At 69.6% G+C, this 12,466-nt stretch carries 10 protein-coding genes; all 10 read right to left on the bottom strand.

Going from position 1 to position 12,466, the window contains the following annotated elements; genetic code table 11:
• Window positions 1–3: 3 nt before the first annotated feature.
• Window positions 4–231 carry a hypothetical protein gene (locus BM355_RS06230; protein ID WP_091696213.1) on the bottom strand — a complete coding sequence of 76 codons (228 nt, stop codon included), beginning with the start codon at window positions 229–231 and terminating at the stop codon, window positions 4–6.
• 71 nt (window positions 232–302) lie between these two features.
• Window positions 303–2,504, bottom strand: a complete 2,202-nt coding sequence (locus BM355_RS06235; protein ID WP_245760640.1) for a primosomal protein N' family DNA-binding protein — start codon at window positions 2,502–2,504, stop codon at window positions 303–305.
• Window positions 2,501–3,703 carry a methionine adenosyltransferase gene (metK, locus tag BM355_RS06240; RefSeq protein ID WP_143109445.1) on the bottom strand — a complete coding sequence of 401 codons (1,203 nt, stop codon included), beginning with the start codon at window positions 3,701–3,703 and terminating at the stop codon, window positions 2,501–2,503. Before metK ends, BM355_RS06235 begins: the two co-directional genes overlap by 4 nt.
• 60 nt (window positions 3,704–3,763) lie before the next feature.
• Complete coding sequence (locus tag BM355_RS06245; RefSeq protein WP_091696219.1) at window positions 3,764–5,104, bottom strand: bifunctional phosphopantothenoylcysteine decarboxylase/phosphopantothenate synthase; 1,341 nt, start codon at window positions 5,102–5,104, stop codon at window positions 3,764–3,766.
• A gap of 99 nt (window positions 5,105–5,203) precedes the next feature.
• The gene (gene rpoZ / locus BM355_RS06250) at window positions 5,204–5,674 is read right to left on the bottom strand and encodes a DNA-directed RNA polymerase subunit omega (protein WP_091696221.1); all 471 of its coding nucleotides are present in this window, start codon (window positions 5,672–5,674) and stop codon (window positions 5,204–5,206) included.
• Window positions 5,675–5,758: 84 nt separating this feature from the next.
• A complete protein-coding gene (gene gmk, locus BM355_RS06255; RefSeq protein WP_091696667.1) occupies window positions 5,759–6,376 on the bottom strand; it encodes a guanylate kinase in 618 nt (205 codons plus the stop codon).
• Between the two features lie 128 nt (window positions 6,377–6,504).
• Window positions 6,505–6,819, bottom strand: a complete 315-nt coding sequence (mihF, locus tag BM355_RS06260) for an integration host factor, actinobacterial type (protein ID WP_091696223.1) — start codon at window positions 6,817–6,819, stop codon at window positions 6,505–6,507.
• A 198-nt stretch (window positions 6,820–7,017) separates the two neighbouring features.
• A complete protein-coding gene (pyrF, locus tag BM355_RS06265; RefSeq protein WP_091696669.1) occupies window positions 7,018–7,824 on the bottom strand; it encodes an orotidine-5'-phosphate decarboxylase in 807 nt (268 codons plus the stop codon).
• Window positions 7,825–7,901: 77 nt separating this feature from the next.
• Window positions 7,902–11,216, bottom strand: a complete 3,315-nt coding sequence (carB, locus tag BM355_RS06270; RefSeq protein ID WP_091696226.1) for a carbamoyl-phosphate synthase large subunit — start codon at window positions 11,214–11,216, stop codon at window positions 7,902–7,904.
• Between the two features lie 6 nt (window positions 11,217–11,222).
• On the bottom strand, window positions 11,223–12,458 hold the full coding sequence (gene carA, locus BM355_RS06275; RefSeq protein ID WP_091696228.1) for a glutamine-hydrolyzing carbamoyl-phosphate synthase small subunit: 1,236 nt from the start codon (window positions 12,456–12,458) through the stop codon (window positions 11,223–11,225).
• Between the last annotated feature and the right edge of the window lie 8 nt (window positions 12,459–12,466).

Consider the following 12,466-nt stretch of genomic DNA (forward strand, 5'->3'; position numbering starts at 1 on the left):
GGTTCAGTCGCAGTCGTTGTGCAGGACGGGGATCTCCGCCGTGCCCACCGGGACGCCCTCCTCCAGCATCTCCACCGTGACGGTGTCTGCCGAGGTGTCCTCCGTGCAGGCCTGCGCTGCCGTGCCGGAGGTCAACTGGGCAGGCTCCTGTGCGCAGCCGGACAGCAGTGCCAGTCCCAATCCCGCAGCCATGGTGACGCCGGTGATCTGACGGATGCTCTGGGTGGTCATGGTCTCCCCCTGTGTGGTCCCTGTGGCCTCTGGGCCGCCGGATGGCCCGTCACCGATCCGGTCCGCAGAGGCTACGGCAGATCCGCCGGATCCACACGGACGCGCACCGGCTCATGCTCCCGCCGCGCACTGGCGGCCGACCGGGCCGCGCGCAACGCGCCCACCACCTGCTCGGCCCGCGCATAGGGGAAGAACAGCAGGGCACGGTGAGGGACGTCGTCGTAGGCCTCCGCCGTGCCGAGCACGCGCGGATCCTCCACCGGCACCGGTCCGATCCACGGCAGGGCATGCGCCCCTGCAGGCGCGCCCGGGCGCTGGGGCTGCACGGCCAGTGCCTCGTCCACCAGCGTCAGGAAGGCCTCCACGGCGCCGGCCGGCCCCGTGACCTCTGCCATCCGGGCGCCCGGCGGCAGGTGCAGCTGCCGCCGCTCCTCCAGCTGGCGGGAGGCGAAGCCTGCAGGATCCATCCGCACCAGGGCACCGACGACCTCCTGCTGCGAGGCCGTCACCACCACGGCTCCCCCGTCCTGCCGGGACCGTACCAGCGATGCCGCCGCGAACCAGTGGGCCAGCACCTGTTCCGGCACCCGCAGACCTTCACGCTGCAGCTGCGCGTCTCCATCCAGCAGCAGCGCCGCCGCATAGCCGCCTTCGGCCACCGGTTCCGCGCCCGTGGTCGCCACCACCAGCGCGGGACGATCTGTCACGGTGGACAGGATGTGGTCGCCCGAGGAGGACAGCACCGGAGTGTGGGGGAAGGCCCGGCCCAGCTCCTCCGCCGTCCGGTCCACGCCACGTGAACCAGCACGCAGCCGCTGCCCCCCGCACTCGGGACAGGCGAACCGACGCTCACGGCGTCCGCACCACCTGCAGGCCAGCTCACTGCGCGCGGCGGCATGACGGTCCGGGTAACCCAGCGGCCCGGCACAGGCCTGACACCGCGCCGGAGTGCCGCAGTCCTGGCACAGCACCGCCGGGATGAACCCGCTGCGGGCCACCTGCACCAGCACCGGACCGGGTTCCCCGTGACGCCCTTCCAGCGCCTCCCGGGCCGCACGCCAGGCCGCCTGAGGCAGACGTGCCCGCTGCAGGAACGGATCACGCTCGGACTCCCAGGAGTCCGCGGTGGAGACCACGCGCGGCGTCGCAGCGTGCAGGCCCGGACGGTCCACCGCCAGCTCCTGCAGCCAGCCGGACTCCACGAGCCGCTGGATCTCCGGAGTTCGAGCAGTGGAGGCGAACATCAGCGCGGCGCCGTCCAGCTCGGACCGCAGCAGGGCGACCTCCCGCGTGTGGGCATAGGGAGCTCGGGGTTCGGCCAGCAGCGAGTCTCCGTCGTTCCAGACCAGGATCAGCCCCAGGTCCTGCACCGGGGCCCAGATCGCCGACCGTGTCCCCACGGCGATCCGTCGTGAGCCGTGCAGCAGCTGCAGGAACGACCGGTAGCGCGGCGTCGGGCCGTCTTCAGCCGTGAGCCGGGCGTAGCCCTCTGGCCCCACCCGTTCGTCCAGCGCGCGGCACAGCCGGTCCAGATCCCGCTGATCAGGGACCACGACGACGGCCCCTCGCCCTGCGCTGACGGCGAGGGCTGCCGAGTCGGCCAGGATGACGGCGGCGTCCCAGGCGCCGTGCGCGCTGGGCAGGACCACGGCAGAACGAGGGTGTCCACCCTCAGCGACCGCCGTCCAGAAGGCCTCTGCCCCGGACAGTTCAGACCAGACCTGAGCCCGCTGGGATGCAGGCTCCGATGAGGTCTCCTCAGCCTCAGCACCCGAGGGTGTATCCGTGACCCCGGACTGGCCGGTCGCTTCCGGAACCACCTGTGCCACGCGCAGCTCCTTCTCGACCTTGGCCACCCGCGGGGGCAGGGCCAGGCGCAGGACGTCCGCGGTGGTCCCGGCATAGCGTCGCGCCGCTGCCCGGGCCAGGGCCAGCACCTCAGGAGCGAGCACCTGCTCGGCGGAGACCACCCGGCGCAGAGGCTGCAGCTTCGTCCCCGTGGACGGCTCTGCTGTGCGACGGATCAGCCACCCGGTCACGTCGCGGTGCCCGAACCGGACTTTGACCCGCACGCCCGGCTGAGCCTCGGCGTCCATCTCCCGGGGCACCAGGTAGTCGAACTCCCGGTCCAGGTGGGGCACCGGGCTGTCGAGCAGCACCTGGGCCACGGGATCGTCAGGCCATCCCCCCGCGACCTCCGGCAGGCCTCGGGGCCCTTCCTCCGGATCGGGCAGGATGAACAGCGCGTCGTCCGGCGGCGGCGCGGCGGTCACCAGCCGACGGCGTCGCGCAGAGCGTCCACGCGGTCGAGCCGCTCCCAGGTGAAGTCCGGATCGGTGCGGCCGAAGTGGCCGTGGGCCGCGGTCCGGGCGTAGATGGGACGCTTGAGGTCCAGCTGGTCGATGATCGCCAGCGGGCGGAGGTCGAAGACCTGGTTGACCGCTTCGATGATCTGCTCTTCCGGGACCTTGGCCGTGCCGAAGGTGTCCACATAGAGGCCGACCGGACGGGCCTTGCCGATCGCGTAGGCCACCTGGAACTCGGCGCGCTCGGCCAGGCCGCTGGCCACCACGTTCTTGGCCACCCACCGCATGGCGTAGGCCGCCGAACGGTCCACCTTGGAGGGGTCCTTGCCGGAGAAGGCGCCGCCGCCGTGGCGGGCCATGCCGCCGTAGGTGTCCACGATGATCTTGCGTCCGGTCAGTCCGGCGTCGCCCACAGGGCCGCCGATGACGAACTGGCCCCCGGGGTTGACGATCAGCTGGGTGTGGTCGTGCTTGAGTCCCGAGTCTCGCAGCACCGGTGCGATCACGTGGTCGGCGATGTCCTGGCGCAGCTGGTCCAGGCTGACGTCGTCGGTGTGCTGGGTGGAGACCACCACGGTCTCGACCGAGACGGGCAGGTGATGCTCGTCGTAGCCCACGGTGACCTGGGTCTTGCCGTCCGGGCGCAGGTAGGCCAGCCCGTTCTCGGACTGGCGCACGCGGGTCAGTCGCTCGGAGAGTCGGTGCGCCAGGTAGATGGGCGTGGGCATGAAGGCGGGGGTCTCGGAGGAGGCGTAGCCGAACATGATGCCCTGGTCGCCGGCGCCCTGACGGTCCAGGGGATCGCGGGAGCCGTTGCGCCACTCCCAGGAGTACTGCACGCCCTCGTTGATCTCCGGTGACTGCTGGCCGATCGAGATGGACACCCCGCACCGGGCGCCGTCGAAGCCGTTGGCCGAGGAGTCGTAGCCGATCCCCAGGATGGTCTGGCGCACGATCGTGGGGATCTCCACGTAGGCCGAGGTGGTGACCTCTCCGGCCACGTGCACCAGTCCGGTGGTGGTCAGGGTCTCCACTGCCACCATGGCGTCAGGGTCGGCGGCCAGGAGCGCGTCGAGGATGGAGTCGGAGATCTGGTCGCAGATCTTGTCCGGATGTCCGCTCGTGACGGACTCGGAGGTGAACAGGCGCAGTCCGCGTCCTCCCACTCCGGAGTAGGACTCGTACGGGCTCGGGGAGGTGTTCGCAGCGTCAGTCACCGGACCATCCTAGCCAGGCTGGACCTCACGGCCCATCAGGCCCGCGAGCTGCTCCACCACCACGGATGCCGCCTCGGCCTTGCTTCCCGCCGCCTGGACCGGTTCACGCCCGTCGGCGAAGAGCACGGTGACCTCCGTGGTGTCCTGACCGAACACCTGGTCCCGCCCGACCTGGTTGACCACCAGCGCCTCACACCCCTTGCGCTGCAGCTTGGCCGCGCCGTACTCGAGCACGGAGCCTGAGTCGTCCCCCGTCTCGGCGGCGAAGCCGACGATCACCGGCGGCACGTCCGCTCCCTCGGTTCGGCGGCACACCGTCTCGGCCAGGATGTCCGGGGTCCGTTCCAGGGTGATGACCGGGCTGGCTCCATCCTCGGTCTTCTTGATCTTGGCGTCGGTGTACTCGGCCGGCCGGAAGTCGGCCACAGCAGCAGCCATGATCAGTCCGTCGGCTCCGGCACAGTGGGCGAACACCGCCTCGCGCAGCTCCCCGGTGGACTCCACGCGGGTGACCTCCGCACCGCTCGGTGCCGGCACGTCCATGGCGGCCCCGATGAACCGCACCGACGCCCCGGCTGCCAGAGCGGCCTCAGCCAGGGCCACTCCCATCTTCCCGGAGGACCGGTTGCCCAGATAGCGCACCGGATCCAGTGCCTCCCGGGTGCCTCCGGCGGTCACGACGACGGTCCGGCCGGTGAGAGGGCCGGCGGCGGTCTTCGAGGGCGAGGGGGACGACAGCACTGATGCCCAGGACTCATGCCGGGCAGCGCTCTGGGGTGAGTCCTCGGATGCAGTCTGGGCTGACTGGCGCGAGGAACGAGGAGCGGTGGCGGCCCATCGTTGTGCCTCGGACCAGATCCGATCCATCTCCGGCAGGCGACCGGGGCCGGAGTCCCGTCCCGTGAGTCGGCCCGAGTCCGGGTCCATCACGTGCACACCGCGCTCGCGCAGCGTGGCCACATGGGCCTGGGTGGCCGGATGCAGCCACATCTCGGTGTGCATGGCCGGCGCCATCAGCACCGGGCAGGTGGCAGTCAGCAGGACGTTGCCCAGCAGGTCCGAGGCCAGGCCGGTCGCCGCTCGAGCCAGGGAGTCAGCGGTCGCCGGGGCCACCACCACCAGCTCGGCCTCTCGGCCCAGGCGCACGTGGTTGACCTGGTCCACAGCCTCGAAGGTGTCGGTGTGCACCGGCCTCCCCGAGAGCGCCTCCCAGGTGGCCTTCCCCACGAAGTTCAGTGCCGCTGGAGTGGGGACCACGTCCACGTGGTGTCCGGCCTCCTTCATCAGGCGCAGCAGCAGCGCTGACTTGTAGGCGGCGATTCCGCCGGTCACTCCCAGGACGATCCGCATCCGTGGCACTCCTGTCTGCTGCACTCCGGTGCAGTTCCGGAGCTCTGGGCCTGAAGACAGCTCCGGCCGGCGCCGTCAGGCACCGGCCGGAGCAGGGGGTCACTGCTGGTCTTCGTCACCCTCGGTGGGGGTGCCGTCCAGATCGCCGCCTTCGGCCTGCTCGGCTGCGGGGACGTCATCCGTGGCGGTGCCGGGGTCGGTGGTGGCGTCGGCCACCGGAGCGTCCGGCAGGAAGCCCTCATCGGAGAAGGCTGCGGAGTCGTCCTGGCCCTCCAGGCTGAAGTCGGCGAACTCGTCAGCGGCGGGCTCGGCCGGCTCGTCCACGGCCGGGGCGATCTCCAGCAGGTTCTCATCGACCTCGCGCAGGGCGATGGACAGCGGCTTCTCGTTGAGCTTGGTGTCCACCAGGGGGCCGACGTACTCGAAGAGGCCCTCGTGCAGCTGGGAGTAGTAGGCGTTGATCTGGCGGGCTCGCTTGGCGGCGAACAGCACCAGGGCGTACTTGGAGTCAACCTTGTCCAGCAGGGAGTCGATGGGCGGGTTGACGATGCCTTCGTACAGTTCGGTCACAGGGTCTCCACGGTCTGTCTAGGGGTCGCGCCACTCGGTGTGAGGGCGGAGTCTGATGGGCTGCTCAGGCAGCCGGTGCCGAGCTCAGCGACGCTCAGCGGGGTCCAGGCCCATGATGCGCACCAGCTCCTCAGCGGCGCGCTCCACGGTGTCATTGACCACCACAGCATCGAACTCCGGCTCGGCAGCGAGTTCCATTCTAGCTGTTTCCAGGCGACGCCGCTGTTCCTCAGGCGACTCCGTGCCGCGCCCGACCAAACGGTGGACCAGTTCGTCCCAACTCGGCGGGGCCAGGAAGACGAAGGTCGCCTCCGGGAGGGACTCGCGCACCTGGCGAGCTCCCTGGAGGTCGATCTCCAACAGAACACGCTGTCCCTGGTCCAACGCCTGCTGGACGGTGTCCCGCCGCGTTCCGTAGCGGTTTACACCGTGCACCACCGCCCACTCGAGCATCTGGTCCTGCTCGACCAGTTCGTCGAACCGCTCGGGACTGACGAAGAAGTAGTGCCGCCCGTCCTCCTCGCCTGGCCGAGCCGCCCGGGTGGTGGCGGAGACGGAGAGCCACACTTGAGGGAAGTGCTCGCGGATGAACTGCGAGACCGTCCCCTTGCCCACCGCAGTGGGTCCGGCCAGGACCGTGACCTGTGGACGGCCTGGAGAGCTGAGCTCCTCGCGAGTCCGGACCGGTCGAGGTCCGGGAATCGCGGGAGCATCGGGGCTGGATGAGGTCACAGGTCCTCCCGGACAGGCGCTGGTGGATCAGGTGCAGTGGGTCTGGCGGGCCTCCGCACCCGGCGAGCCCGTGCAGGGACCTGCCAGCCAGAGGTGGCCTACCGGCCAATATAGGCGATCAGCGCCTCGCGCTGGCGACGGCCCAGGCCTCCCAGGCGACGACTGCGGGACACCTGACAGGAGTCCATGATGCCGTTGGCACGCACCTCCCCCACTCCGTGGAGGGTCTGGAGCAGGTCGATGGTGCGCATCCTCGCGATCGCCGGGTCCTGGTCCGCCGCTGCGAACACCTCACGCAGTCCGATCTTCTCCTGCCGGAACTGCTCCTTCAGGTCGGCTCGTGCCGACCTGGCCTCCAGCGCCTTGGCGCGAGCGGCCGCACGCTCCTGGGGTGAAAGATCCTTCAATGCCATGCTGAACCACCTTGGGGTGTCGAGATCCAGTCGGGGTGGGGTTCTGGTTCCCACAATGACACCTGAGAATACAAGATCTGGGTTCAGACTATACAGCGACCTGGGCCTCTATGAATACAATGCACAGGCCTCATCCAAGGTGCAGTGAAATATGAAACTGATCGGTAACCGGGGCTCGATTCCAGGAAAGCCGACAGGTCATCCGGCCAGATCAGCCCGATTTCGACGAATCGCCTCGCGCAGGCTCTCGATCGTGGGTCCGGCCTGGAGGATGGCTCGGCTGGACGTCGCCACCACGTGCGGCCAGGCCTGCCCGAACCCGGTCTTCATGCCGTGGGCGGTGGCTCCCTGGGCGCCGAAGCCAGGGGCCAGCAACGCACCGCCCACGGTGGCCAGATCCAGGCCCAGCCGCGCAGCATCCTCAGCCACCGTGGCACCCACCACCAGTCCGACGGGGCCCAGGTGGTCCGGCCCGGCCTCAGCATTGTCCGCGGCAGCGGCCCTGGCGATGGACCGCGCCACCGACCCGTCGGCGCCGCCGACATGCTGGACCGAGGCTCCCTCTGGATTGGAGGTCAGTGCCAGGACGAACACGCCTCGGCCGTTCTGGACGGCCAGATCGATGGCCGGTCGCAACGACTCGTATCCCAGGTAGGGACTCAGGGTCACCGCGTCTGCGGCCAGAGGGGATCCGTCCGAGAGCCAGGCCTCGGCATATCCAGCCATGGTGGAGCCGATGTCACCGCGCTTGGCGTCAGCGATGGTGAGCACCTCGGCATCGCGCGCCTGGCCCAGGAGCCGTTCCAACGCGGCGATGCCCGACGATCCGTGACGCTCATACAGGGCGACCTGCGGCTTGATCGCGGCCACCCCCTCCGCTGCGGCCGCCTCCAGCGACCGCAGCGAGAAGGTCTCCAGGCCTTCAGCGGTGTCCGTCAGTCCCCACTCGGCCAGCAGTCCCGCATGGGGATCGATGCCCATGCACAGCGGACCGTGCTCCTGCATCGCGGCGGCCAGCCGCTGACCGAAGGGAACGCGGACCGGCGCCGGAACGCTCGCCTGCCGGACGTCGTCGGGCTGGTTCACTGTGCGGCCCCGGCGCGGGTGATGGCCTCCTGGAGGGCTCGGTCATGGTCCTGCAGGCTGGTCACCGACCATTCGTGCTCGCGCACCGCCTCGATGGCCTGGATCGCCGCGCCGAACTCGGCCAGCGTGGTGATCATCGGCACGCCGATGGAGGTGGCTGCGGCGCGGATTTCGTAGCCGTCCCCGCGGGAGTCACCGCCCGAGGGCGTGTTGAGCACCAGGGCGACCTCACCGGCGGTGAGCTGCTCCAGGATGGTGCCGGCCCCGGTCTCGTCGTCCGCGGCGGCGATCTTGTCCACCACGTCCGCCTGGATGCCGTTGCGGCGCAGCACCTCGGCGGTGCCGCCCGTGGAGACGATGGTGAAGCCCAGGTCCACCAGACGCTTGACGGGCATGACCACGCCGCGCTTGTCCCGGTTGGCCACCGAGACGAAGACCCGGCCCGAGGTGGGCAGGGGTCCGCCGGCAGCGGTCTGGGCCTTGGCGAAGGCGGTGTCGTAGAACCGGTCGATGCCCATCACCTCACCGGTGGAGCGCATCTCCGGGCCCAGTAGGGAGTCCACGACCCGACCCTCCGGCGTGCGGAAGCGGGTGAAGGGCAGCACGGCCTCCTTCACCGAGACCGGGGCGTCCAGTGGCAGGGTGGAGCCGTCATGGGTGGAGGGCAGCATGCCCTGGTCCTTGAGGTCAGCGATGCTGCTGCCGGTGCCGATCAGCGCCGCGGCCTTGGCCAGCTGCACGCCGGTGGCCTTGGAGACGAACGGCACGGTGCGGGAGGCGCGCGGGTTCGCCTCGATCACGTACAGCACGTCAGCGGCCAGGGCGAACTGGATGTTGATCAGTCCGCGCACGCCCACGCCCTCGGCGATGATCCGCGTGGCCTCACGCACCCGCTGCACGGTGTCCGGGCCCAGGGTGAGCGGGGGCAGCACGCAGGCGGAGTCGCCGGAGTGGATGCCGGCCTCCTCGATGTGCTCCATGATCCCGCCCATGTACAGGTCGGTGCCGTCGAAGAGCGCGTCCACGTCGATCTCCACGGCGTCCTCCAGGAAGCGGTCCACCAGCATGGGGTGCTCCGGGGTGATCTCGGTGGCGTGCTCCACATACCGGGACAGCGAGGGCTCGTCATAGACGATCTCCATGCCACGGCCGCCCAGCACGAAGGAGGGACGGACCAGGACCGGGTAGCCGATCGAGTCGGCCACGCGCTTGGCGTCCTCGAAGGAGACGGCTGTGCCGTTCTTCGGGGCCACCAGTCCCCCACGCTGCAGGACCTGATCGAACTCGCCGCGGTGCTCGGCCAGCTCGATCGCCTCCGGGGAGGTGCCCAGGATCGTCACTCCGGCATCCGCCAGCTGCTGGGCCAGCTTCAGCGGTGTCTGACCGCCCAGCTGGACGAACACGCCCATCACCCCGCCGGTGCGCTCCTCGGCGGCGATGATCTCCAGCACGTCCTCCAAGGTCAGCGGCTCGAAGTAGAGACGGTCGGAGATGTCATAGTCCGTGGAGACGGTCTCCGGGTTGCAGTTGACCATCACGGTCTCGTACCCGGCGTCGCGCAGGGCCATCGTGGCGTGCACGCAGGAGTAGTCGAACTCGATGCCCTGTCCGATCCGGTTCGGCCCCGACCCCAGGATGATCACCGAGGGCTTCTCATGCTCGGTGACCTCGTCCTCCAGGTCATAGGTGGAGTACCGGTACGGGGTGTAGGCCTCGAACTCGGCGGCACAGGTGTCCACGGTCTTGTACACCGGGCGCACCCCCAGCGCGTGCCGCACGCCGCGCACCACGGAGGGGTCCATGTGGCGCAGCAGGCCGATCTGAGCATCGGAGAACCCGTGCCGCTTGGCGTGACGCAGCACCTGCTCGGTCAGCTCCGGAGCCTGAGCGGTCTGCGCCGCCACCTCGTTGATCAGCACCAGCTGGTCCAGGAACCAGGGGTCGATGCCGGTGGCCTCGAACATCTCCTCGATGCTGGCCCCACCCATCAGGGCGCGCTGGACCTGGGAGAGGCGCTGCGTCGTCGGGATCCTGACCTGGTCCATCAGCTCAGCCAGCTCGGCCTGGTCCGGCACCGAGGAGAAGTCCAGTTCGGCGCCCTTCTGCTCCAGGGATCGCAGAGCCTTCTGCAGGGCCTCGGTGAAGTTGCGGCCGATGGCCATGGCCTCGCCCACCGACTTCATGGTGGTGGTCAGCGTGGGGTCGGCCGCCGGGAACTTCTCGAAGGCGAAGCGCGGGACCTTGACCACCACGTAGTCCAGCACCGGCTCGAAGGAGGCCGGGGTCTTCTGGGTGATGTCGTTGGGGATCTCGTCCAGGGTGTAGCCCACGGCCAGCTTGGTGGCGATCTTGGCGATGGCGAAGCCGGTGGCCTTGGAGGCCAGGGCCGAGGAGCGCGAGACGCGGGGATTCATCTCGATCACGATGATCCGGCCGTCCTCGGGATTCACCGCGAACTGGATGTTGCAGCCACCGGTGTCCACGCCGACCTCACGGATCACGGCGATGGAGATGTCCCGCATCTTCTGGAACTCGCGGTCGGTCAGGGTCATGGCCGGGGCCACCGTGATGGAGTCGCCGGTGTGCACGCCGACCGGGTCGAAGTTCTCGATGGAGCAGACCACCACGACGTTGTCGTTGCGGTCGCGCATCATCTCCAGCTCGTACTCCTTCCACCCCAGGATCGACTCCTCCAGGAGCACCTCCGAGGTGGGCGAGTACTGCAGGCCCGCTCCGGCGATCCGGCGCAGGTCGGCCTCGTCATAGGCCATGCCCGAGCCCAGCCCGCCCATGGTGAAGGAGGGGCGGACCACCATGGGGTAACCCAGCTTCTCGGCGGCGGCCAGGGCCTCATCCATGGTGTGGACGATCTCGGACTGCGCGGACTCGGCGCCGCAGCGCTCCACCACGCCCTTGAACAGCTCACGGTTCTCACCGAGCTCGATCGCCTCGATGTTGGCGCCGATCAGCTCCACGCCGTACTTCTCCAGCACCCCGTTCTTGTCCAGGGCGATGGCGGTGTTCAGCGCGGTCTGGCCGCCCAAGGTGGGCAGCACGGCGTCCGGACGCTCAGCGGCGATGATCTTCTCGACCACCTCCGGGGTGATGGGCTCGACGTACGTGGCATCGGCGAGCTCGGGATCGGTCATGATGGTGGCCGGGTTGGAGTTCACGAGCACCACGCGGATGCCCTCCTCCTTGAGCACCCGGATGGCCTGGGTGCCGGAGTAGTCGAACTCGGCGGCCTGTCCGATCACAATCGGACCGGAGCCGATGACCAGGACAGAGTTCAGATCAGTGCGCTTGGGCATCGTGGGTCAGGCTCCTTCGGAGGTGGTCTGGGCGGCGGCGGTGCCGGCGGCGGCCGAGCGCTGCTGCATGAGGGTGATGAACCGATCGAACAGACCGGCGGAGTCATGCGGTCCGGCCGCCGACTCGGGGTGGAACTGGACGGAGAAGGCGGGGCGGTCCAGCAGGCGCAGTCCCTCGACCACCTGGTCGTTCAGGGACCAGTGGGAGACCTCCACCCGGCCGAACCGCTCGTTCGGCGCGGTGACCACCTCACCCAGCGGCGCATCCACGGCGAACCCGTGGTTCTGGGAGGTGATCTCCACCCGTCCGGTGGCCTTGTCCATCACCGGCTGGTTGGGACCGCGGTGGCCGAACGGCAGCTTGTAGGTGCCGAAGCCCAGCGTCCGTCCGAAGATCTGGTTGCCGAAGCAGATCCCGAAGAAGGGCAGCCCGGCGTCCAGCACCTGGGTGAGCAGCTCCACCTGGGCGTCGGCTGTGGCCGGATCGCCAGGACCGTTGGAGAGGAACACGCCGTCCGGATCCAGCGCGGCGATGTCCTGGTAGCTGGCCGTGGCCGGCAGCACGTGCAGGCGCACCCCACGCTGGGCCAGGTGGCGGGGCGTGGCGGCCTTGATGCCCAGGTCGATCGCCGCGACCTCGAACAGCGGCTCGCTCTCCCATCCGTGGTCGGCGGGCTCCACCGTGTAGGGCTGCACCGTGGTGACCTCCTCGGCCAGGCGCGCCCCGGCCATGGAGGGCTGGCCCTGGACCTCGGCCACCAGTTCGGCGACCGGACGCTCGGCAGCCTCTCCGGAGAAGATCCCAGCCTTCATGGAGCCCTCGGAGCGCAGGTGACGGGTGATCGCCCGGGTGTCCACCCCCTGGATCCCGACGACGCCCTGGGCCTGCAGCTCCTCGTCCAGCGTGCGCTGGGCACGCCAGTTGGAGGCGCGGCGGGCCGCGTCACGCACCACGTAGCCGGCCACGAACATGGCCCGGGACTCCGGGTCTTCGTCATTCACCCCGGTGTTGCCGATGTGCGGGAAGGTCTGCACCACGATCTGGCGGGCGTAGGAGGGATCGGTCAGCGTCTCCTGATACCCGGTCATCCCGGTGGTGAAGACGGCCTCACCGAGGGTGGTGCCCACGGCGCCGTAGGACCGGCCACGGTGGACGGTGCCGTCCTCCAGGACGAGCAGAGCAGGCTGGGCGGCAGCGGATCCTGCAGCGGACGCGGCCGACGGGGAGTGGTTCTGGCTCATGGGTTCTT

The organism is Micrococcus terreus, from assembly GCF_900116905.1.
GTDB lineage: Bacteria > Actinomycetota > Actinomycetes > Actinomycetales > Micrococcaceae > Citricoccus > Citricoccus terreus.

Bases quoted from the DNA above. Each gene is read 5' to 3' on its own strand.
- mihF (WP_091696223.1), bottom strand. From the start codon at position 6,819: ATGGCATTGAAGGATCTTTCACCCCAGGAGCGTGCGGCCGCTCGCGCC.
- BM355_RS06245 (WP_091696219.1), bottom strand. From the start codon at position 5,104: ATGCGGATCGTCCTGGGAGTGACCGGCGGAATCGCCGCCTACAAGTCA.
- BM355_RS06230 (WP_091696213.1), bottom strand. From the start codon at position 231: ATGACCACCCAGAGCATCCGTCAGATCACCGGCGTCACCATGGCTGCG.
- carB (WP_091696226.1), bottom strand. From the start codon at position 11,216: ATGCCCAAGCGCACTGATCTGAACTCTGTCCTGGTCATCGGCTCCGGT.
- carA (WP_091696228.1), bottom strand. From the start codon at position 12,458: ATGAGCCAGAACCACTCCCCGTCGGCCGCGTCCGCTGCAGGATCCGCT.
- pyrF (WP_091696669.1), bottom strand. From the start codon at position 7,824: ATGCAGGAGCACGGTCCGCTGTGCATGGGCATCGATCCCCATGCGGGA.